Annotated in this window: 20 protein-coding genes; all 20 read left to right on the plus strand. The window is 63.4% G+C overall.

Annotated features, from left to right (window positions below):
- Positions 1 to 268: 268 nt before the first annotated feature.
- The 20 genes from rho to ABIB27_RS01275 all read left to right on the plus strand — a co-directional run bounded on the left by rho (position 269) and on the right by ABIB27_RS01275 (position 20,753).
- Positions 269 to 2,491, plus strand: coding sequence for a transcription termination factor Rho (gene rho, locus ABIB27_RS01180; protein ID WP_354253386.1), 2,223 nt, complete (start codon positions 269 to 271; stop codon positions 2,489 to 2,491).
- 228 nt (positions 2,492 to 2,719) lie between these two features.
- Positions 2,720 to 3,793, plus strand: a complete 1,074-nt coding sequence (prfA, locus tag ABIB27_RS01185) for a peptide chain release factor 1 (protein ID WP_354214021.1) — start codon at positions 2,720 to 2,722, stop codon at positions 3,791 to 3,793.
- 24 nt (positions 3,794 to 3,817) lie between these two features.
- The gene (prmC, locus tag ABIB27_RS01190; RefSeq protein WP_354214022.1) at positions 3,818 to 4,687 is read left to right on the plus strand and encodes a peptide chain release factor N(5)-glutamine methyltransferase; all 870 of its coding nucleotides are present in this window, start codon (positions 3,818 to 3,820) and stop codon (positions 4,685 to 4,687) included.
- A 15-nt stretch (positions 4,688 to 4,702) separates the two neighbouring features.
- Complete coding sequence (locus ABIB27_RS01195) at positions 4,703 to 5,566, plus strand: L-threonylcarbamoyladenylate synthase (protein WP_354214023.1); 864 nt, start codon at positions 4,703 to 4,705, stop codon at positions 5,564 to 5,566.
- The gene (locus tag ABIB27_RS01200) at positions 5,563 to 6,336 is read left to right on the plus strand and encodes a WecB/TagA/CpsF family glycosyltransferase (RefSeq protein WP_354214024.1); all 774 of its coding nucleotides are present in this window, start codon (positions 5,563 to 5,565) and stop codon (positions 6,334 to 6,336) included. Before ABIB27_RS01195 ends, ABIB27_RS01200 begins: the two co-directional genes overlap by 4 nt.
- Positions 6,333 to 7,292 (plus strand): glycosyltransferase, encoded by a 960-nt coding sequence (locus ABIB27_RS01205; RefSeq protein WP_354214026.1) that lies wholly within the window; start codon positions 6,333 to 6,335, stop codon positions 7,290 to 7,292. The genes ABIB27_RS01200 and ABIB27_RS01205 overlap by 4 nt, the downstream gene beginning before the upstream one ends.
- A complete protein-coding gene (locus ABIB27_RS01210; protein ID WP_354253387.1) occupies positions 7,289 to 8,401 on the plus strand; it encodes an MraY family glycosyltransferase in 1,113 nt (370 codons plus the stop codon). The genes ABIB27_RS01205 and ABIB27_RS01210 overlap by 4 nt, the downstream gene beginning before the upstream one ends.
- A 93-nt stretch (positions 8,402 to 8,494) precedes the next feature.
- Positions 8,495 to 8,977, plus strand: a complete 483-nt coding sequence (locus ABIB27_RS01215) for a Cg1360 family ATP-synthase-associated protein (protein WP_354253388.1) — start codon at positions 8,495 to 8,497, stop codon at positions 8,975 to 8,977.
- Positions 8,970 to 9,308 carry a hypothetical protein gene (locus ABIB27_RS01220; protein ID WP_426938546.1) on the plus strand — a complete coding sequence of 113 codons (339 nt, stop codon included), beginning with the start codon at positions 8,970 to 8,972 and terminating at the stop codon, positions 9,306 to 9,308. The genes ABIB27_RS01215 and ABIB27_RS01220 overlap by 8 nt, the downstream gene beginning before the upstream one ends.
- 81 nt (positions 9,309 to 9,389) lie before the next feature.
- Complete coding sequence (gene atpB / locus ABIB27_RS01225) at positions 9,390 to 10,190, plus strand: F0F1 ATP synthase subunit A (RefSeq protein ID WP_354153622.1); 801 nt, start codon at positions 9,390 to 9,392, stop codon at positions 10,188 to 10,190.
- Between the two features lie 79 nt (positions 10,191 to 10,269).
- Positions 10,270 to 10,488: an ATP synthase F0 subunit C gene (atpE, locus tag ABIB27_RS01230; protein WP_211882710.1), complete on the plus strand. Its 219-nt coding sequence runs from the start codon at positions 10,270 to 10,272 to the stop codon at positions 10,486 to 10,488.
- Between the two features lie 53 nt (positions 10,489 to 10,541).
- Entirely contained in the window at positions 10,542 to 11,099 is a 558-nt protein-coding gene (locus tag ABIB27_RS01235) for a F0F1 ATP synthase subunit B (RefSeq protein ID WP_354153623.1), read from the plus strand.
- Complete coding sequence (locus ABIB27_RS01240) at positions 11,099 to 11,926, plus strand: F0F1 ATP synthase subunit delta (RefSeq protein WP_354253389.1); 828 nt, start codon at positions 11,099 to 11,101, stop codon at positions 11,924 to 11,926. Before ABIB27_RS01235 ends, ABIB27_RS01240 begins: the two co-directional genes overlap by 1 nt.
- Before the next feature lie 83 nt (positions 11,927 to 12,009).
- The gene (gene atpA, locus ABIB27_RS01245; RefSeq protein ID WP_185260921.1) at positions 12,010 to 13,647 is read left to right on the plus strand and encodes a F0F1 ATP synthase subunit alpha; all 1,638 of its coding nucleotides are present in this window, start codon (positions 12,010 to 12,012) and stop codon (positions 13,645 to 13,647) included.
- A gap of 75 nt (positions 13,648 to 13,722) precedes the next feature.
- Positions 13,723 to 14,616, plus strand: a complete 894-nt coding sequence (locus ABIB27_RS01250; protein WP_354214032.1) for a F0F1 ATP synthase subunit gamma — start codon at positions 13,723 to 13,725, stop codon at positions 14,614 to 14,616.
- Positions 14,617 to 14,691: 75 nt separating this feature from the next.
- Positions 14,692 to 16,146: a F0F1 ATP synthase subunit beta gene (gene atpD / locus ABIB27_RS01255; protein WP_354214034.1), complete on the plus strand. Its 1,455-nt coding sequence runs from the start codon at positions 14,692 to 14,694 to the stop codon at positions 16,144 to 16,146.
- A gap of 1 nt (position 16,147) precedes the next feature.
- The gene (locus tag ABIB27_RS01260) at positions 16,148 to 16,432 is read left to right on the plus strand and encodes a F0F1 ATP synthase subunit epsilon (protein WP_354214035.1); all 285 of its coding nucleotides are present in this window, start codon (positions 16,148 to 16,150) and stop codon (positions 16,430 to 16,432) included.
- A gap of 10 nt (positions 16,433 to 16,442) precedes the next feature.
- Positions 16,443 to 16,874: a DUF2550 domain-containing protein gene (locus ABIB27_RS01265; RefSeq protein ID WP_354214036.1), complete on the plus strand. Its 432-nt coding sequence runs from the start codon at positions 16,443 to 16,445 to the stop codon at positions 16,872 to 16,874.
- 4 nt (positions 16,875 to 16,878) lie between these two features.
- Positions 16,879 to 18,186, plus strand: coding sequence for an alpha/beta hydrolase-fold protein (locus tag ABIB27_RS01270; protein WP_354253390.1), 1,308 nt, complete (start codon positions 16,879 to 16,881; stop codon positions 18,184 to 18,186).
- A complete protein-coding gene (locus ABIB27_RS01275; protein ID WP_354253391.1) occupies positions 18,183 to 20,753 on the plus strand; it encodes a bifunctional lysylphosphatidylglycerol flippase/synthetase MprF in 2,571 nt (856 codons plus the stop codon). The genes ABIB27_RS01270 and ABIB27_RS01275 overlap by 4 nt, the downstream gene beginning before the upstream one ends.
- The last annotated feature ends 33 nt before the right edge of the window (positions 20,754 to 20,786 follow it).

Here is a 20,786-nt window from a genome sequence, read left to right on the forward strand (position 1 = left end):
TTGCTCATAGATCTCCTACTGCGCAATATTTTCCGGTGCCGCCTGCTTGGTCTGTCGCAGGAATCTGCAGCAAGAAGTGTCTGCCCCTGAACCGACAGCCCAGCGTTCCGCCATTAATCGGTGCGTGAGGTGAATCAGTATCCGGCCCTGCTGGCCGAAATCCAACCGGCAAGGCCGAAACTCCCGGCTGCAGATCTGAACTGCAGCCCAGATCAAATCATCGCGTCCAGCTCCCAGTCTGGACGCCGTCGAGGGGGAAGGATCCTTCGTGACCGAAACCACTGAGCTGTCTTCAGCTGTGGACACATCAACTTCTGCAGCCGGATCGTCAACGGCCGCACCCGCCAAGAGCAGTGGCCTCGCCGGCCTGAAGCTCGCCCAGCTGCAGGCACTTGCCAGCCAGCTGGGGATCTCCGGTGGTTCCCGCATGCGCAAGGGGGACCTGGTTAACGCCATTTCCGCCCACCGCTCAGGCACATCGGCCAGCAAGGCCCCGGCCAGGGCTACCGACAAGGCCACTGACAACCACGTAGCTGCTGCTGCTCCGGTTGCTGCTGCCGGCGACACCTCGGAGGCCCCTGCCGCCGAGGGAACCCGCGCCCGTGGCCGTGGCCGCAGCCGGCGCGCTGTCAGCGACGGCGTTGTGGCGGCTCCCGCCGCAGCCACCGAAGCCCCGGCTGCCGCTCCCGCTGAAGCTCCGGCAGCCGCCCCCGCCGGGTCCGGCGAAGCAGCCGAAGGTGCCGGCGAACGCCGCCAGCCGCGGACCCGCAACCGCCGCCGCGGCGAAGCAGCAGCCATGTCCCCGCAGGCCGGCGAGGCTACCGAAGCGCCGTCCGAGCAGCCTGCCGCTGAACAACGGCAGGCAGACCGCGCCGAGACCCAGCGCACCGAAACCCCGCGCACCGAAGGCCAAAGTGCTGAATCCGGCGAAGGCCAGCGTGCCGACCGTCGCGAAAGCGGCCGCACCCGCGGCGGCCGTGACAGCAACGCCCGTGACTCCGGCACCCGTGACTCCGGCACCCGTGACAGCACCGCCCGCGACACGAATGTCCGGGAGAACGCCGATGGCGGCCGCGACAACGCCGGCAGCCGCGACGCAGGCCAGCGTGAAGGCACCCGCCGTGACGATTCCCGCGACAACGACGATTCCGACGGCGGCAGCCGCCGGAACCGCCGGAACCGGCGTGACCGCAACGACCGCAATGACCGCTCCGGCGGCCAGGACAGCCGGGACAACTCCCGCAACGAGCGTTTCCGCGACCGCAACGACCGCCGTCGGGGACGCGCCCAGGGACCGGACGTCGACGACGTCGAGGTCACCGAGGACGACGTCCTGCTGCCGGTTGCCGGCATCCTGGACGTCCTGGAGAACTACGCGTTCATCCGCACCTCCGGTTACCTGCCGGGCCCGAACGATGTCTACGTGTCCCTCGCCCAGGTCAAGAAGTACAACCTGCGCAAGGGCGACGCCGTCGTTGGCGCCATCCGTGCACCGCGTGAAGGCGAAGACCGCAGCCAGCAGTCCGCCCGCCAGAAGTTCAATGCCCTGGTCCGCGTCACCTCCGTCAACGGAAAAACGCCGGAAGAACTCAAGGACCGCGTCGAATTCGCCAAGCTGGTCCCGCTCTACCCGTCCGAGCGCCTGCGCCTGGAGACCGACCCCAAGAAGATCGGGCCCCGCGTCATCGACCTGGTTGCCCCGATCGGCAAGGGCCAGCGCGGCCTGATCGTCTCCCCGCCGAAGGCCGGCAAGACGCTCATCCTGCAGTCCATCGCCAACGCCATCACCACCAACAATCCTGAGGTCCACCTCATGATGGTGCTCGTTGACGAACGTCCCGAAGAAGTTACGGACATGCAGCGCACCGTCAAGGGCGAGGTCATTGCCTCCACCTTCGACCGTCCCGCAGACGACCACACCACCGTGGCCGAACTCTCCATCGAACGCGCCAAGCGCCTCGTGGAGATGGGCATGGACGTAGTGGTTCTCCTCGACTCCATGACCCGACTGGGCCGCGCCTACAACCTGGCAGCACCGGCCTCCGGCCGTATCCTGTCCGGTGGTGTGGACTCCGCCGCGCTGTACCCGCCGAAGCGCTTCTTCGGTGCAGCCCGCAACATCGAAAACGGTGGCTCACTCACCATCCTGGCAACGGCCCTCGTGGAGACCGGTTCCAAGATGGACGAGGTCATCTTCGAAGAGTTCAAGGGCACCGGCAACATGGAGCTCCGCCTCTCCCGCCAGTTGGCTGACAAGCGCATCTTCCCGGCGGTGGACGTCAACGCGTCCGGCACCCGCCGTGAGGAGAACCTGCTTTCCCCCGAGGAAGTCAAGATCATGTGGAAGCTGCGCCGCGTCCTCTCCGGACTCGAAACGCAGCAGAGCCTTGAGCTGCTGACCAACAAGATCCGGGAGACCCAGAGCAACGTTGAGTTCCTGATGCAGGTCCAGAAGACGACGCTTGGTGCAAAGTCGGATAACGACAAGTAGATTAACCAGGGGTGGGGCCGTCGGTTGTTTCGTCGGCCCCACCCCTTTGTCGTTCGGTTTTTTGCCGCCCCAGCACTTACGCGTGGCGGCCTCCTCCTGACGGACTGGGCCACCACGCTCCGGCAGGCCCGAAGCCACTCCCGGGGCGGCAAAAAACCGACCGACCTGCGTTCGTCCCACCCAACGCGCGGCATTACTAGACTTGTGAGAGTCGAAAGAGGTTTTGAAATGTTTGAGTCCGTACAGGGCCTGCTTGACGAGCATGATGCTATCCAGGCACAGCTGGGGGATCCTGCTGTTTATGCTGATCAGCGGCTGGCCCGGAAGTTGGGGCGGCGCTCGGCCCAACTTAACGGCATTGTTGAGGCCTACCACAAGTGGGAAGGGCTTCGGGATGACCTTTCGGCTGCCAAGGAGATGGCAGCCGAAGACCCTGAGTTCGCTGCCGAGGTGCCTGAGTTGGAGGCGGCCATGGAGGCTACTTCAGCCAAGCTGCGGCGCCTGCTCATCCCGCGCGACCCTGACGATGCCCGCAACGTGATCCTGGAGGTCAAGGGCGGCGAAGGCGGCGACGAAGCTGCGCTGTTCGCCGGCGACCTCCTGCGGATGTACACCCGGTACGCGGAATCACGCGGCTGGAAGACCGAGCTTATCTCGGCCACCGAGTCTGACCTGGGCGGTTACAAAGACGTCCAGATGGCCGTCAAGGGAAGCTCCAACGATCCTGCCGAGGGCGTCTACGCGCGGCTCAAGTTCGAAGGTGGGGTCCACCGTGTGCAGCGGGTGCCCGTCACCGAATCCCAGGGCCGGATCCATACCTCCGCTGCCGGCGTCCTGGTTCTTCCCGAGGTGGACGAGCCCGAAGAGCTGGACATCAACCAGAACGACCTGAAGATCGACGTGTACCGCTCCTCCGGCCCCGGCGGCCAGTCCGTGAACACCACTGACTCCGCTGTCCGCATCACGCACCTTCCCACCGGCATTGTGGTGGCCATGCAGAACGAGAAATCGCAGCTGCAGAACCGCGAAGCAGGCATGCGCGTACTCCGCGCCCGCATCCTGGCGCACCAGCAGGAGATCATCGACGCCGAGAATTCGGCCCAGCGTAAGTCCCAGATCCGTACCATGGACCGTTCCGAGCGCATCCGCACGTACAACTACCCGGAAAACCGGATCGCCGACCACCGCACCGGATATAAGGCGTACAACCTGGACCAGGTCATGAACGGCGACCTGGAGCCGGTCATCCAGTCCGCCATCGAGATGGACGAACAGGCACGCCTGGACGCCATCGGCGAATAGCCTGTTGCTGGAAACAACACAGCCATGACACCAAGACCGGAAGAGTCCCTGGCTGCTGCCGTCAGGGCGGCCACCGCGGTCCTTCGGGACGCCGGCGTCCCCAGTCCCCGCGTCGATGCCGAGCTGTTGGCGGACCACCTGCTGGGGGTGGGGCTCGGCCGGCTCCGGGCCATGATGCTGGGTGATTCCCCCGTGCCGGAGGGATACGCCGAACTTGTGGCCGAACGGGCACAGCGGATCCCGCTGCAGCACATCACGGGCGTGGCCCACTTCAGGTATCTCGAGCTCGCCGTGGGGCCCGGAGTGTTTATCCCGCGTCCCGAAACGGAATCCGTTGTCCAACTGGTCATCGACCACGTCAAGGGCATGGCCCATCCGCGGATTGTGGACCTGGGCACGGGCTCCGGAGCGATTGCCGGCTCCATCGCCCACGAAGTACCCGGCGCTGAAGTCCACGCCGTGGAGTTCAGTGCGTTCGCGCACGCATGGGCCGAGAAAAACCTGGCTCCGCTGGGCGTCAGGCTCATGCTGGGGGACCTGCGCGACGCACTGCCTGAACTCAACGGAACATTCGACGTCGTGGTTTCCAACCCGCCCTACATTCCCGCCGAAGCCATCCCCAATGAACCCGAAGTGGCCCTCCACGATCCTCCCGAAGCCCTGTACGGCGGGGGAGCTGACGGCATGGAACTGCCGACGGCGGCGGCCGCCTCGGCAGCCCGGCTGCTGGTTCCCGGCGGCTACTTCGTGATGGAACACGCCGAAGTCCAGGCCGGCTGGATCGCCGCCATGATGAAGCGCACCGGTGTCTGGACCGAGATCACCACCCACCTGGACCTCAACGGCAAGGAACGCGCCACCAGTGCCGTGCTTGCCGGTCCGCGCCACGACTGATGAAAGAATAGGCCAGTGACCACAACCTACAACTGCACGTCAGAGGACCAGCGCGCCCTGGGCCTGGAGCATGCCCAGCGTGCCATCAGCGAAAAGAAGTGCGTGGTCTTTCCCACCGACACTGTCTACGGGATCGCGGCCGACGCCTTCTCGCCGCAGGCCGTCACCACGCTGCTGGTCGCCAAGGGACGCAGCCGGGCCATGCCGCCGCCCGTACTCATCCCAAGGATCAATGCCCTGGACGGACTGGCGACGGATATTTCCGCAGATGCCCGCAAGCTGGCTGAGGCATTCTGGCCCGGCGGCCTCACCCTGATCCTGCACGCCCAGCCGTCGCTGGACTGGGACCTTGGCGATACCCAGGGAACAGTAGCCCTCCGCATGCCCGCCGACGAAGTGGCCCAGGAGCTCCTGACCCTAACCGGTCCACTCGCGGTGTCCTCCGCCAACCGCACCGGCCAGGCCCCCGCGCAGACCGCAGCCGAAGCGCGGGCCCAGCTCGCGGAATCGGTGGAGGTCTACCTTGAAGGCGGCTTCCGGCCGCTGGAAGGAACGGACGCAGTGGCATCCACCATCGTAGATGCCACCGGGCCCATCCTGCGGGTGGTGCGCAACGGTGCCGTGTCCTTGGACCGGCTCCGGGAGCATGTTCCGGGCGTCCTGGGCCTGGGTGAAATTCCGATGGCTGAGACTGAAGAAGCTGCGCCTGGGGAAGCTGAAGCGGAGAATGCAGCGCAGGACAAGGCTGCTGGGCCCGGGCCTGCAGCCGAACCTGTAGCAGCAGCAGAGCCGGCGGAACGCCAAGAGCCTCAGACGGCCGCAGGTGCACCGGACGTGCGGGCACCCGTAGTGCCCGCCGAAAAGGATCCGGAGGCATGATCCTTGGCCGCGACCGCCTACGACTGCTGGATGTCGAGGTCACTGCCCTGCCGGAACAGCGCATGGCCGGCGTCCTCGGTGACCTCATTGCAACGGGAGGCCGGCGCACGGTAGTCGGTCACAACCTGCACAGCTGCTACCTCTACCACACGCTGCCGGACTTCAAAGCGCTGTATGACTCTGCTGACGTTGTCCTCCTGGACGGCGCTCCGGTCTACGCAGCCTGGAAGCTTCAGGGACACGCGGCCACGGCCGATTCCAGTTTCCGGGTGGGTTCGACTGACTGGATCAAGCACCTGGGTTCTGTGACCGGCCTGGACCGTGTGGCTGTAGTGGGAACAAACAGCCTCAGCAATGCCGCAGCGTGCCGCAAGCTCGAAACACTCCTGCCCGGAACTAAGGTGCTCGGCTGGGCGGGGGAGGACTGGCACCCGGAGCGGGAACTCGCCGTCGTACATGAACTCCGGGACTTTGGACCGAACCTGGTCCTGGTGGGGCTTGGCATGCCGCTGCAGGAATCCTTCCTGTGGCAGCGCCGTGATGAGTTGCCGGACGCCGTCTATGGCGCTGTGGGCGGCGCGCTGGACCAGATCTCCGGACACCAGCGGCTCGCCCCGCGGTGGCTGGGCCGGCTCGGCTTTGAATGGCTCTGGCGCCTGGTCCACTCCCCGCGAAGGGTTTTCGGCCGTGTGTTCTTTGAACCCTGGAAGCTGGCCGTCGTCCTGGCCGGCCGCAAATTACGAGCCATGACTGCAGGGGCAAGCAAATGACCGGAAACGTCGTCGCCGTGGTGGTCACATACAACCGGCGGGAGCTCCTGGAAACCACGCTCCGGGGCATCACGACAGGAACGGTCCTGCCCTCCACGGTAGTCATCGTCGACAATGCGTCCACTGACGGCACTGAGAATTTCCTGGCCGGATACACCGGTCCCGTTGCCACGGATACCATGCGGCTGCAGCAGAACCTGGGCGGCGCCGGAGGGTTTGTAGTAGGCATGGAGCGGGCGGTTTTGGACCACGCAGCGGACTATGTCTGGATCATGGATGACGATACGGAGCCGCAGCCCGGAGCCCTCGCCGAAGCCCTCGGAGCAGCGCAGTCCTACGCCGCGGTGTCCGGCGATGAGCCAAGTTTTGTGGCCAGCCGGGTCGTGTGGACTGATGGCCGCGACCACCCGATGAACAAGATGCGCCCGAGGATTGGTGCCACCGACCAGGAGCGCGAGCTCGCGGGCCGGGCAGGGGGAGTGCAGATCAGGACGGCGTCGTTCGTCTCGATCCTCATCGATGCCGGCGAAATCCGGCGCTATGGCCTTCCCATAGCTGACTACTTCATTTGGAACGACGATTTGGAATACACGGCCCGGATCTCCCGGCACCGGAATGCCATCTCGGTGGAAAAGTCCGTCGCGAACCATCACACCAAGTCCTTTGGGGACGCGGGAGCCGATCCCGGTACACGCTTCTACTACGAAGTGCGCAACAAAATCTGGGTCTATACCCGGTCCGCGGCCCTCACCCCGTGGGAGAAGATCCTGTACTCCGGCGCGTCGGTCCGTAACTGGACCCGGACCGTCGCTCGCTCTCCCAACAAGGGACTGCTCCTCAAGGGGCTCCTGCGGGGACTGCTGCACGGGATGAAAGCGCCGCGCAGCAACGAGCAGGTCCTCAACGGGATCTATCCGCTCCGCGATGTGCGGCTGACCGGGGGACCTGTCGCATGATCATGTACCTGCTCATGGGGCTGACGGCCGCCGTCGTCTCCTATGGGGGCACCTGGGGTGCCCGCGTTGTGGGCAACAGGCTGCAACTCCACATGCCTATCCGCAGCCGTGACATGCACTCGGTCCCGGTGTCCCGGCTGGGTGGTGTGGCCATCTTTCTTGGCGTGCTTGTTGCCCTCATCGTGGCCAGCCAGTCCTTCTTCGTCAAAGACATCTACCGGAACAACTTCTCGCCGTGGGGCGTCCTGGCTGGCGCGGCGGTGATCGTGCTGGTGGGGGTGGCGGATGATCTCCTGGATATCCGCTGGTGGGTCAAGCTCATTGGCCAGAGCGTGGGAGCTTTGGTGGTGGCCATCTGGGGAGTGCGGATGACCATTGTCCCGTGGGTGCCGGAGCCGATTGTCCTCGAGAACGACATGCTCCGCACCGTGCTGACCGCGGGGCTGATCGTCACCACCATGAATGCCTTCAACTTCATTGACGGCCTGGACGGGCTGGCCGCCGGCGTGGCGATCATCGGCGGAACCGCGTTCTTCTTCACGGCTTACTGGGTGCACCGCAACGCCGTCCTGCTGGACTATTCGGACCTCGCCACGCTGGTGACGGCCGTCGTCGTGGGCAGTTGCATCGGTTTCCTGCCGCACAACTGGTTCCCGTCGAAGATCTTTATGGGCGATTCCGGTGCCATGCTCATCGGGCTGCTGTTCGCCGCCGCGGGTATCGTGTCCACCGGCCAGATCACCTCCGGGCTGTATGACAGAGCCAACGGTATCTCCACCGTGATCCCTATTCTGTTGCCGTTCGCGGTGCTCTTCCTGCCGTTGCTGGACCTTGGATTAGCCGTAGTTCGCAGAACGGCCAGGGGGCGTTCGCCCTGGTCCGCAGACCGTGGACACCTCCACCACAAGCTCCTGGACATCGGCTACTCCCACCGGACCGCTGTGATCCTGATGTACCTGTGGACCGCGGTGCTGTCATTCGGCGGCCTGGCTTTTGCTGTATTCCCCTGGCAATACGTCTTGGCCGTTGACCTCTTCGCCTCGCTGGTGATGGGCCTGCTAACGGCATGGCCGTACCTGCGCCGGGGGAGCGACGAGCCGGCCACGTAACCGTGTTCGGATTCATTTCTATCTCGTGTAGAATTTAGGGGCAGCCAAAGCTGCCCCTCCACCCAGCCCCAGGGCGCCGACGATTGGGATCTCATGACCTCCAACGCCGACCCCGGACCCGCGTCCGGCAACGGATCCGTTGGTGGCTCCGGTCCCACCCGGTCGCTGTGGCTGCGCCTCCTGGCCATCAGTTCAGCTGCCGGTGCAGGCGCGCTGATCCTGGTGGGCATCCCGGCGGTGATCCTGAACGGCCTCAGCGGCGTTCTGTCCAGTACTTTGGGCGGCCTCCTGGTGATGCTCTTCTTCGCCGTCAGTCTCCTCGTGGGCCACTTCATGGGGCGCAACAACCCCTCAGGTGCCATCGGAATGTTCGTGGCCACATATTTTGTCAAGGTCGTGGGTTTCGCAATTGTCCTGTTTGTGATCGGAGCGCCTGCCTGGCTTCACGCGCAATGGTTCCTGATTGGTGCCGTTGCCACTGTTGTCTTCTGGCAGGCCGCCGAAATCTATGGCTTCAGCACGGCACGCCTGCAGATTTACAACGACCCCGAGCCCAAGGAGCCGAACGATGTCTGATCGGAAACGACCAGCCGAAAACGGCTCTTCCGCGCCCAAGAACGCTGCTCCCACGATGGGGGTGTCGGCCGAAAACAACGACGGCGGATACAACGCCGGAATGGCCGTCTTTAGCTACATTATTGGCGGAATCATCGTCTGGAGTTTGATAGGGTGGGGTCTGGATAATCTGTGGGGAACCCGCTGGATCGTGCTCGCAGGCGCTCTGCTTGGAGCTCTCGGGGGTTTCTATCTTTCCCACATGCATGGCCTTACCAGTTCCAGAACCACGGCCGGTAAGAGCAGAGCAGACAGCGGCCCGTCCGCGGACGGAAACACAAATGCCAAATAATTTCACAGGGGGAGCTGCGGAGCACAAATCCGCGGGTCCTCGACCAACGCCCAATGATGGACACTGCAGAGAGGAAACGCGTTGATCGCGCTTGCGCTCCCGGCCCAAGATTCAGGAGAGTTTAATCCTCCTGGAATTGAAGAAATGCACCTGCCGGCAATCCTGCCGTGGGGGGTGGCTGACGGATTCTCCAAGCAGATGCTGCTCGTAATCCTGTCGGTCGTCATTATCGCCACATTCTTTCTGCTAGCTGCGCGGAAGCAGCAGCTTGTTCCCGGCAAGCTCCAGTTCGCTGGTGAAATGGCCTATGGCTTTGTGCGTAACAGCATCGCCAAGGACATTATCGGTGGCAAAGACTTTATGAAGTATGTGCCGCTGTTGTTCAGCCTCTTCTTCTTTATCCTCGTAAACAACATTTACGGCGCCATTCCCGTGATTCAGCTGCCGAGCTTCTCGCACGTCGGCGGCGCCTATGTCCTGGCGGGCATTGTGTACGTCACGTGGATTGGCATTGGCATCAAGAAGAACGGCCTGAAGTACTTCAAGCTGGCCACGGTACCCTCCGGTGTACCGGTCTATATTCTCCCGCTCATCATCCCGATCGAGATCATCTCGAACTTCCTGGTCCGGCCCGTCACGCACAGCCTCCGTCTGTTTGCCACCATGCTGGCCGGCCACCTGATCGTCATGATCGCCGGTTCCGGCATTGAGTTCCTCATCATGCAGGAGAGCGTCCTTCTCAAGGGAGCCTCGGTACTCGTCCTGGCCGGTTCCATCGCCATGTACATGCTCGAGGCGCTCATCATGGCCCTCCAGGCGTACGTCTTCACGCTGCTGACTGCCATCTATATCGAAGGCGCGCTGCACGCGGACAGCCACTAAGGCACCTACAATCTTCCCCTCACGGGGATGAAGCAACCCAAACAACCTGCCACATGGGTGGCATCTTGAAAGGAAAACCATGAACGGCTCCATCAACGGCTCCCTCAACCTCATCGGCTACGGCCTCTCCGCCATCGGTGGTGGTATCGGTGTGGGTCTCGTGTTCGCCGCTTACATCAACGGCGTAGCACGTCAGCCGGAGGCCCAGCGCGTCCTGCAGCCGATCGCATTCCTCGGCCTGGCCCTGACTGAAGCCCTCGCCATCCTCGGCCTGGTCTTCGCCTTCGTTCTCAAGTAAACCTTCAGAACCAAGCGAACATCCAGAACCGAGTAGATAAGGACGGGTGAATTATGTATCAAACGATCATCTCAGCCGCCGTGGAAGGCGCCGAGGCGACCAACCCGCTCGTTCCCAACGTCTGGGAAATGGGCGTTGTCCTCGTCGGCTTTGCTGTCCTCATGTTCATCGTGGTCAAGTTCGTTGTCCCGATGTTCGAGAAGACGTTTGCAGAGCGTGCCGAGGCCATTGAAGGTGGCATTGCTAAGGCAGAAAAGGCGCAGGCAGAGGCTTCTGCAGCACTCGAAGAGTACAAGCAGCAGCTCACGGAAGGCCGCGCGGAAGCTAACCGCATCCGCGAGGAAGCCCGTGCTGAAGGCGCCCAGATCCTTGCAGATCTGAAGGAAAAGGCTGCCGCTGAGTCTGCCCGCATCACGGCACAGGCACACGTGCAGATCGAATCGGAGCGCCAGGCCGCAGTTGTGTCCCTGCGCTCCGAGGTAGGCACGCTGGCCACCACGCTGGCAGGCCGCATCGTTGGCGAAGCACTCAACGATGACGAGCGTTCTGCCCGTGTGGTTGACCGCTTCCTGGCAGATCTGGAGAACCAGAACGCAGGTGCAGCTAAGTAATGTCAGGTGTATCGAGCGAATCGCTGACCAAGGCGCTGACCCAACTGGAAGCAAAGCTTCCGTTGGCCTCGCTGCAGTTGGCTAAGGAACTCTTCGGAATCCTGGGAACGGTGGACAGCTCGGCTGGCTTGCGCCGCGCCCTGACTGACCCGTCCCGCACCGGTGACGAAAAGTCGGCGCTTGTCAGGCAGCTGGTTGGCGGAAGAGTCTCCGCTGAGGCTGCGGACATCGCGGGCGGACTGGCCAGTTCACGCTGGGCATCGGCCCGAGATATCGGCGATGCACTCGAGACGCTTGCCGCAACGGTGGTTATCGCCGTTGCTGAAAACAAGTCGGCCGTTTCTGCCTCCGGAATCTCTGGGCTGGAAGAGCTGGAGAACGATCTGTTCTCCTTCAACCAGGCCGTTGCCTCCAACCACGAGGTACAACGTGCTCTGTCTGAGCCGCAGGCCAGTGCTGCAGCGAAGACCGGGTTGGCGCAGAAGTTGCATCCCGGCGCAGGCGAGGAAGCAAACGTCCTCATTGCGCAGGCGGTTTCCCAGCCCCGCGGCATCAAGCCGACCATGCTGGTAGCCCGGTTCGCCGAGCTGGCAGCCAAGCGGCAGCAGCGCTGGATTGCAACGGTCAGTGTCACCCGTCCTTTGACGGAAACGCAGTTCGCCCGCCTCCAGTCAGGGCTTAATTCCCTGTACGCTCGCGAGCTCAAGATCAACCTCACCGTTGATCCTGAACTGATCGGTGGAATCCGCGTCCAGGTGGGTGACGAAGTGCTTGACGCTTCGGTTATAACCCGGCTGGGTCAGCTTCACCGCCAACTGGCCGGTTAGCCGGACAAGCACAACTTAACGAAACGAAACCCCGGTCATCGTGAGCAACGATGATCACGAAAACAGGAGAGCAGGGACTGCAGATGGCCGAATTGACCATCAACGCCGACGACGTCCGTAATGCGTTGAACGAGTTCGCGGCGTCCTACGAACCCGGAAACGCAGAGCGCGTAGAGGTTGGCCGTGTAACAACCGCAGGTGACGGCATCGCCCGTGTTGAGGGCCTTCCCTCGGTCATGGCGAACGAGCTGCTTCGCTTTGAAGACGGCACCCTGGGCCTGGCCCAGAACCTTGACGTCCGCGAGATCGGTGTCATCGTACTCGGTGACTTCACCGGAATCGAAGAGGGCCAGGAAGTCCACCGTACGGGTCAGGTTCTGTCCGTACCGGTAGGCGACGCCTTCCTCGGCCGTGTGGTTGACCCCTTGGGCCAGCCCATCGACGACCTCGGCGAGATCAAGGCCGAAACCACCCGTGCTCTGGAACTCCAGGCGCCCGGCGTGACCCAGCGTAAGTCGGTCCACGAGCCGATGCAGACCGGTCTGAAGGCTATCGACGCCATGATCCCGATCGGCCGCGGCCAGCGTCAGCTGATCATCGGTGACCGCCAGACCGGCAAGTCGGCAATCGCTATCGACACCATCATCAACCAGAAGGCCAACTGGGCTTCCGGCGACGTGACCAAGCAGGTGCGTTGCATCTACGTGGCAATCGGTCAGAAGGCATCCACCATTGCGGCTGTCCGTCAGACCCTTGAGGACAACGGCGCTCTGGAATACACCACCATTGTGGCTTCCCCGGCGTCTGACCCCGCAGGCTTCAAGTACCTGGCACCGTACGCCGGTTCGGCCATCGGCCAGCACTGGATGTACGGCGGCAAACACGTCCTCATCGTGTTTGATGACCTCTCCAAGCAGGCCGAGGCGTACCGTGCAGTGTCACTGCTGCTGCGCCGCCCGCCGGGACGCGAAGCTTACCCGGGCGACGTCTTCTACTTGCACTCCCGCCTGCTGGAGCGTTGTGCCAAGCTCTCTGACGAGCTCGGTGCCGGTTCGATGACCGGCCTGCCACTCATCGAGACCAAGGCAAACGACGTCTCTGCCTACATCCCGACCAACGTGATCTCCATTACCGATGGCCAGATCTTCCTGCAGTCGGACCTCTTCAACGCTAACCAGCGTCCGGCTGTCGACGTGGGTGTCTCTGTGTCCCGCGTTGGTGGTGCTGCACAGGTCAAGTCCATGAAGAAGGTCTCCGGTACTTTGAAGCTGGAATTGGCCCAGTACCGCGACATGCAGGCTTTCGCCATGTTCGCTTCGGACCTTGATGCCGCATCGCGCCAGCAGCTGACCCGTGGTGCCCGCCTGATGGAGCTGCTCAAGCAGGGCCAGTACTCTCCGTTCCCGATCGAGAACCAGGTTGTGTCCATCTGGGCCGGTACCAACGGCTACCTCGACGAGGTTCCGGTTGAGGACATCAACCGCTTTGAGACCGAATTCCTGGAGCACCTCAAGCACAAGTCCTCCATCCTGACCACGCTGGCGCAGACCAACGTTATGGACGATGACACTGCCGAAGCACTGAAGACTGCAATCGTGGCCTTCAAAAAGGGCTTCTTCGGTGAAGGTGACAACCGCCTGGTAGGCGCCGGCCACGAGGAGCACGACGCTATCTCCGAGGGTGACGTTGACCAGGAAAAAATCGTCAAGCAGAAGCGCTAGTTTCGCTGGCAGGGACTGCCGGGACCTTTGAGGTTCCGGCAGTCCCGGCCATCGGGATCTTAGGAAAGGAAAAGTATGGGAGCCCAGATTCGGGTCTACCGCCAGAAGATCAGCTCGACCACGTCGATGCGCAAGATCTTCAAGGCGATGGAACTGATCGCTACCTCGCGCATTGGCAAGGCCCGCGCACGCGTAGCGGCTTCACTGCCTTACGCAAACGCGATTACGCGTGCCGTTTCTGCTGTCGCGAGCCAGAGCGAAATCGACCACCCGTTGGTCACCGAACCGGAGCAGATCCGCCGGGCCGCCGTCCTGGTCATCAGTGCTGACCGCGGCCTTGCCGGTTCCTATTCGGCAAGTGTGCTTAAGCAGGCGGTTGGCCTCAACGAACTGCTCCGCGGAGAGGGCAAAGAAGTCAAGACGTATGTGATGGGCCGCAAGGCGCAGGCGTACTTTGACTTCCGCACCCTTCCTTACGAGCGGGTGTGGACCGGCAACACGGATGCGCCCGAGTTTGGAACTGCACGTGAAGTCGGCGCGGCACTGCTCGAAGCCTTCGCGGCAGACTATGAAGAGGGTGGCGTGGACGAGATCCATGTCGTTTACACCCGCTTCAAGTCCATGGTGATGCAGGAGCCGACGGTTATCCGGCTGCTGCCGCTCGAGGTTGTTGAAGAGCAGGCGGCGTCCGAGTCGGACCTCCTGCCGCTCTACGAATTCGAGCCGGAGGCGGAACAGGTCCTTGATGCCCTGCTGCCGCGCTACATCGAGTCACGCATTTTTGCCGCCATGTTGCAGGCCGCAGCTTCCGAGCTTGCAGCCCGCCAGCGGGCGATGAAGTCTGCCGGCGACAACGCCACGGACCTTATCAAGAAGTACACGCGTCTGCGCAACACAGCCCGACAGGCTGAAATTACGCAGGAGCTTTCTGAAATCGTTGCCGGTGCCGACGCCTTGAACGCGTCCTAGCCCGGTCCGGTCCAGCTGTACCTGCACTAAAGAACAAACTTAACCCCACGCCATCTACTGAGTGAAGTGAGAGAGATGACTGCCACTGCTACCGAACACGTAGCCGCGACGACCGGTGCTACCGGCCGTATTGCACGTGTTATTGGCCCGGTTGTCGACGTCGAATTCCCGGCTGACGCAATCCCCTCGATTTACAACGCACTCACCACCGAGATTACCCTCAACGGTGAGACCAAGACCATCACGTTCGAGGTTGCCCTGCACCTCGGCGACAACGTGATTCGCGCCATCTCCCTGCAGGCAACCGACGGACTGGTCCGCGGTACCGCTGTGGTGGATACCGGTGCCCCCATCTCCGTGCCCGTCGGCGACGTCGTCAAGGGGCACATCTTCAACGTCCTCGGACAGCCGCTTGACGTGACGGAGGCCGAACTCGAGATCACCGAGCGCTGGCCCATTCACCGCAAGGCCCCGGCCTTTGCGACGCTTGAGGGTTCCACCGAGATGATGGAAACCGGCATCAAGGTCATTGACCTTCTCACCCCGTACATCAAGGGTGGAAAGATCGGCCTGTTCGGCGGCGCCGGCGTGGGCAAGACGGTTCTGATCCAGGAAATGATCACCCGTGTGGCCCGTAACTTCGGTGGTACCTCTGTATTCGCCGGTGTTGGCGAGCGTACCCGTGAAGGTAACGACCTCTGGGTCGAAATGGAAGAGGCAGGCGTCCTCAAGGACACCGCCCTTGTATTCGGCCAGATGGATGAGCCGCCGGGAACGCGTCTTCGAGTTGCACTGTCTGCCCTGACCATGGCGGAGTATTTCCGCGATGTGCAGAACCAGGACGTGCTGCTCTTCATCGACAACATCTTCCGCTTCACCCAGGCAGGCTCCGAGGTTTCCACCCTCCTCGGCCGCATGCCGTCGGCCGTGGGCTACCAGCCCAACCTGGCTGACGAGATGGGCCTCCTCCAGGAGCGCATCACGTCCACCAAGGGCCACTCGATCACCTCGATGCAGGCCATCTACGTTCCCGCAGATGACTACACCGACCCGGCCCCGGCCACGACCTTCGCACACCTCGACGCAACCACGGAACTTTCTCGTGAAATTGCTTCCCGTGGTCTGTACCCGGCCGTTGACCCGCTGACGTCGACGTCCCGCATCCTGGACCCGCAGTACATCGGTCAGGCCCACTACAACACGGCTGTCCGCGTGAAGCAGATCCTGCAGAAGAACAAGGAACTCCAGGACATCATCGCCATCCTTGGCGTTGACGAACTGTCGGAAGAGGACAAGATCGTTGTGTCGCGTGCACGCCGTATCCAGCAGTTCCTCTCCCAGAACACCTACACCGCCAAGCAGTTCACCGGCGTCGAGGGCTCTACCGTCACCATCAAGGACACGGTTGAAGGCTTCACTGCCATCTGCGACGGCGAGCTTGACCACATTGCAGAGCAGGCGTTCTTCAACGTCGGCGGCTTGGACGATGTTGAGCGCCAGTGGGCCAAGATCCAGGAACAGACCAAGTAATATGGCTGAGCTTGAGGTTGAGATTGTCGCAGCGGACCACTTCGTGTGGTCCGGAGCGGCCACGATGGTCAAGGCCCGCACCAGTGATGGTGAGATCGGAATCCTGCCCGGCCACTCGCCCCTGCTGGCGATCCTGGCCGAAGGTGAACTGGCCATTGAGCCGGTTTCCGGGAACCGCATTGCCGTGGCTGTTGACGGCGGATTTTTCTCCGTCGACAACAACCGCGTGGTGATTGTTGCTGACAACGCCCAACTGGGTGACGCGGCTACTGCTGGGATCCGCTAGCACGACCCTGATGGACGCGCCCACTTTTACGTTCATCGCCCTGGCAATCACCTTTGGATTGCTGATATTTGCCCTGTGCCTTGTGGGGGTGCGCCGCTTCAATCTGCGGCGTGCCCTCGGCACGGTGGACGCCTCCATTTGCACGGTTGGAAACAGCTGGCAGATGGGGGTTTGTCGTTACCAGGACAACGACCTTGAATGGTTCCGCCTGGCGTCCCTGAGCCTGCGGCCCAAACATAAGTTCAAGCGCAGTTCCCTGGAACTTCTGGGCCGGCGCAAGCCCACCGAAGCCGAGGCAGTCAAGGTACAGCCCGACGTCGTGATCGTGGAACTGCGCTGCGAAGGCCAGGACCTGCGGCTGGCCATGAAGTTCGATGCCTACACGGGTCTATCTTCCTGGCTGGAAGCCGGTCCTGTCATCGGCGTCGGCACGTGGCGCTAGGCACGTGGACTGGGTCGAGGATATCCGGCTGACGGGCGGGCCGCTGTATTGGTCCGCCTGGGTACTTGGTGCTGCCGGAGCGGCGTTCCTGCTTTGGCTTCCGAGGCTTCCTGGCCGCCGCCGCTGGTTACTCAGCGTTGCCGCCGCCCTGGCCGTCACTGCAGGCCTGGTCTTGCTGATCCACTGGATGCTGATCTACCTGACGTCGGTTTTCCCCAACGACGTACCCTACGCCGTTCTGACGTGGGTTTTTGCCGCCGCTGCGTCGCTGCTGGTCCTGCTGCTCCGCGTTCGCTTCGATTCATGGCGGCGCCGAGGGCTCGACGTGGTGGCGTTTGCGGCCGTCCTCCTGCTGTCAACTGTGCAGGTCAACGCCTACTTCGGCCTCAACCGGACCATCGCTGATCTGACGGGCACCGCCATTAGCCGCATCCCTGCCCTTGAACCCGCCCTGATGCACCAGCCCGGAACACCTGCCCTGCCGCTGACCGGGTGGACGGCCGCCGGTACACTGCCTGACAACGGCGTTCTGCGCACCGTGTCCATTCCCGGCACCGCTTCCGGGCTCCAGACGCGTACGTCCTACGTTTATCTTCCGCCGGCCTACTTCGCCGCGAACCGTCCCAGCCTTCCGGTCCTGGTGATGGTTCCCGGCCAGCCCGGTGGTCCCGCTGACTGGCTTACAGGCGGCTCCCTGCTGCCACGGATGGAGAGTTTCGCAGACCGGCACGGGGGAGTGGCGCCCGTGGTGGTGGTGGTGGATCCCAACGGCAGCCAAAACGCCAACAATCTGTGCATGGACAGTGACCTTGCCAAAGCGGACACCTATCTCTCGGTGGATGTGCCTGACTGGATCGTGCACACCCTGGACGTTGACCAGGATCCCCGGCAATGGGCGGTGGGCGGTTTCAGCTTTGGGGCCACGTGCGCCGTTCAGATGGTGACCCGCCATCCCGACCGCTATACAGGTTTCCTCGCCTTCGCCAGCGAACGCGAGCCTGCGGTTGCCAAAGAACGTCAAAAAACTATCGATGCCGCGTTCCATGGGGACACCGAGGCCTTCGATGCCCAGCTTCCCCTGACCCTGCTCGGCGAACGTGACTATTCCGGCAAGGTGGGCTACTTCGCCGCGGGAGCCAACGATCAGGAGTTTGTGGCAAACATGCAGACCCTTGCGACGGCGGCGAGCGGGGCAGGATTCACTGTGCGGACGGACGCGGTTCAAAAGACCGGCCATTCCTGGGACATGTTGACGCCGGGCATGGATAATGGGCTTGAGTTGCTTGCCCAGCACTGGGGGTGGGAGCGTTGAAGACCGTCCGTGAAGCCTCTGCCCCGGCCCTGTTCTGGTCCACCGTGGGGGTGCCGGCTGTTCAGCGGTTCGCCGGCTATCTCCGGTCGGTGCCCCTGACTCTGGGATTCCTTGGTCTGTTCCTGGTGGCGGGACTACTGACCGACAGCTTCCTCGGCGGGCCGCCGGAGGAGCTCCTGCCGCTCGCCGGCGTCAGCGCTCCCGGCCTGCGGGCCGGGAACTGGTGGTCCCTGGTGACGTCACTGTTCTTTGCCACGAATCCGCTGGCTTACGTCGTGGCCTCTGTGATGATCCTGCTGCTTTTGGGCGTGGCGGAGAAGAAGCTTGGCGCACTCCAGACTGCCGCGCTCCTCCTGGCGGGCCAGTTTGCCGCCGTTACCGTGTTCCTGCTGCTGACTCAGCTGGCCCACTATGTGGGGGACGGCTGGCTGGGCCTGATGACGGAGAACGCCCTGATTGGTCCGTACGCCGCAATCCTCGCAGTTTCCATGGCAGCGAGCGGCAGGCTGCCGGTTCTCTGGCGGCGCCGGCTGTGGACGCTCGTTCTTTCCGTGGCACTGCTGCTGGTCCTGTACGTCGGGCATGCGGAGACGGTCATCGGGCTGGTCGGGGCCTTGGTGGGCCTTGCAGTCAGCTGGTGGCAGGAGGTCGACCTCGGCCCCCTCCATGCACCCCGCTCGACGGGCCGCGAGACCAGGAACCTGCTCGCGCTCACGGTAGCCGTCTTCGCCGTCGGACCCATCCTCACAGCTATCGCCCGGACGCCTACGGGTCCGCTGGCCCTGCTACGGGACGTGCTGCTGAATCCGGTGCCCACCTTGGGCCAGCTGGAGGCGAACTGCGGGTCCACCGTGGAGGCCAGTTGTTTGGAGGTGGGGCGCGCGGGCTTCGCGGGCCCCTTTGGGCTGGCCCTGGCCGTCGTTCCGGTAGTCCTGCTCCTGATCTGTGCCGACGGCATGCGCCGTGGACGCAGCATGGCACTTCGTATCACCTTGGTCATCCAGCTGGCAGTTACGGCCCTCGCAGCCGTGTACCTGGGGCTGTTCGCCGTCATTCCGCACTATCCGTCCCGGCCGCAGACCGCCGCCATGGGGTCAGGTTTTGCCCATATCCTGCCCCTGGTCGCGGTACCCCTGGTGCTGTCCGTGCTGCTGTGGGTCAACCGGCGCCAGTTCCGCGTGGAGACCGTCCCCGCGGCCCGTCGCCGGCTGGGCGTGGTGGTGGGCGGTGTGTGGCTGGTCCTGGTTGGTGCCTATTCGTTGGCCTGGCTGGCCGCGGGTGGAATGATGCGCGATGGCGGCCCGCTGGGTCTGCTGGCCGAGTTGTCCAGGCAGTACCTTCCGGTTCCCCTGCCGAACCTCTACCGCAGGGTCTTCGCCGAACGCGACAGCGTGGAGGCGCTGATCTTCGGTTATGCCGGTCCGGTCTTCTGGCTGGTGGCGCTGGTCGGCGTCTGGATAGTGCTGGTAGGGCGCCACCATGTCAGCGATTCGGGGCACGCTGACCGGGCCGCAGCCCGCCGACTGCTCCACGAGGGCGGCGACTCCCTGTCGTGGATGGCCCTTTGGGAACCGAACCGCTATTGGTTTAGCCCCGATGGCCGGGGCGCGGTGGCGTACCAGCAGCACGGCAGCGTGGCCTTGACGCTTGCCGGCCCGTTTGGCCCCCGCACCTCCCGCGAACGGACCGCCGAGGGCTTCATCAACTACTGCGGCGGTCGCGCCCTGGCCCCGGCCTTCTACTCCTGTGACGGCGCATTGTGGCCGTTACTTCGCGGCTTGGGTTTTCAGCGGGTGGCGGTAGCGCAGGAAACCAGGTTGGCCGTCCGGGAACTTGACTTCAAGGGCAAGGAGTGGCAGAACGTTCGCACCGCGCGGAACAGGGCGGTCAAGTCGGGCGTCACCGCTGTCTGGGGGACGTATAACCAACTCCCGTCGGCTCTGCGGGCCAGGCTCAGCGAAGTATCGGAGGAATGGGCCGCAGCCAAGACGGTGCCGGAAATGGGCTTTACCCTGGGCACCATCGATGAACTGATGGACGATGAAGTCCTGTGCTGCCTTGCCGTGGACACGGACGGCAACGTGCATGGGATTACCAGTTGGCTGCCGGTCTACGAGGACGGGAAACTGGTCAGCCGTACCTTGGATGTGATGCGGCGCGGCACTGAAGGATTTCCCGGCGTCATGGAGTTCCTGATCGCCGCGGCGGTGGTGGAACTGCGTGACTCAGTACCCGTGATCTCGCTCTCCGGCTCGCCTCTCGCGAGCCTGCCGGACGGCGCGGAGCCCGGCGACGGGGCGCCCGGGGGCATTGCCCCGCAGGACCCCGTACCCGCCGAGAACCTGGTCCGCATCCTTGACGTGGTGGGCCATGCGCTGGAACCTGTCTACGGGTTCCGGTCCCTGGCCGCCTTCAAATCGCGTTTCCAGCCGGAGTACCGGACCCTGTACCTGTACTACCAGGATCCACTGCAGTTGCCCGCCATTGGCCGGGCACTTACGCGTGCCTACTTGCCGGGCCTCTCCCTGCGGCAGGGCGCACGGCTGGTCCGCGAACTGGTGGGCTGATCCGGCCGGAAACAAGGATCCCCGGCACGGGTG

It is taken from the genome of Arthrobacter sp. UYEF21 (genome assembly GCF_040546085.1).
Classification (GTDB): domain Bacteria; phylum Actinomycetota; class Actinomycetes; order Actinomycetales; family Micrococcaceae; genus Arthrobacter.

Bases quoted from the DNA above. Each gene is read 5' to 3' on its own strand.
- prfA (WP_354214021.1), top strand. From the start codon at position 2,720: ATGTTTGAGTCCGTACAGGGCCTGCTTGACGAGCATGATGCTATCCAG.
- prmC (WP_354214022.1), top strand. From the start codon at position 3,818: ATGACACCAAGACCGGAAGAGTCCCTGGCTGCTGCCGTCAGGGCGGCC.
- ABIB27_RS01200 (WP_354214024.1), top strand. From the start codon at position 5,563: ATGATCCTTGGCCGCGACCGCCTACGACTGCTGGATGTCGAGGTCACT.
- ABIB27_RS01205 (WP_354214026.1), top strand. From the start codon at position 6,333: ATGACCGGAAACGTCGTCGCCGTGGTGGTCACATACAACCGGCGGGAG.
- ABIB27_RS01210 (WP_354253387.1), top strand. From the start codon at position 7,289: ATGATCATGTACCTGCTCATGGGGCTGACGGCCGCCGTCGTCTCCTAT.
- ABIB27_RS01215 (WP_354253388.1), top strand. From the start codon at position 8,495: ATGACCTCCAACGCCGACCCCGGACCCGCGTCCGGCAACGGATCCGTT.
- ABIB27_RS01220 (WP_426938546.1), top strand. From the start codon at position 8,970: ATGTCTGATCGGAAACGACCAGCCGAAAACGGCTCTTCCGCGCCCAAG.
- atpE (WP_211882710.1), top strand. From the start codon at position 10,270: ATGAACGGCTCCATCAACGGCTCCCTCAACCTCATCGGCTACGGCCTC.
- ABIB27_RS01235 (WP_354153623.1), top strand. From the start codon at position 10,542: ATGTATCAAACGATCATCTCAGCCGCCGTGGAAGGCGCCGAGGCGACC.
- ABIB27_RS01240 (WP_354253389.1), top strand. From the start codon at position 11,099: ATGTCAGGTGTATCGAGCGAATCGCTGACCAAGGCGCTGACCCAACTG.
- atpA (WP_185260921.1), top strand. From the start codon at position 12,010: ATGGCCGAATTGACCATCAACGCCGACGACGTCCGTAATGCGTTGAAC.
- ABIB27_RS01250 (WP_354214032.1), top strand. From the start codon at position 13,723: ATGGGAGCCCAGATTCGGGTCTACCGCCAGAAGATCAGCTCGACCACG.
- atpD (WP_354214034.1), top strand. From the start codon at position 14,692: ATGACTGCCACTGCTACCGAACACGTAGCCGCGACGACCGGTGCTACC.
- ABIB27_RS01260 (WP_354214035.1), top strand. From the start codon at position 16,148: ATGGCTGAGCTTGAGGTTGAGATTGTCGCAGCGGACCACTTCGTGTGG.
- ABIB27_RS01265 (WP_354214036.1), top strand. From the start codon at position 16,443: ATGGACGCGCCCACTTTTACGTTCATCGCCCTGGCAATCACCTTTGGA.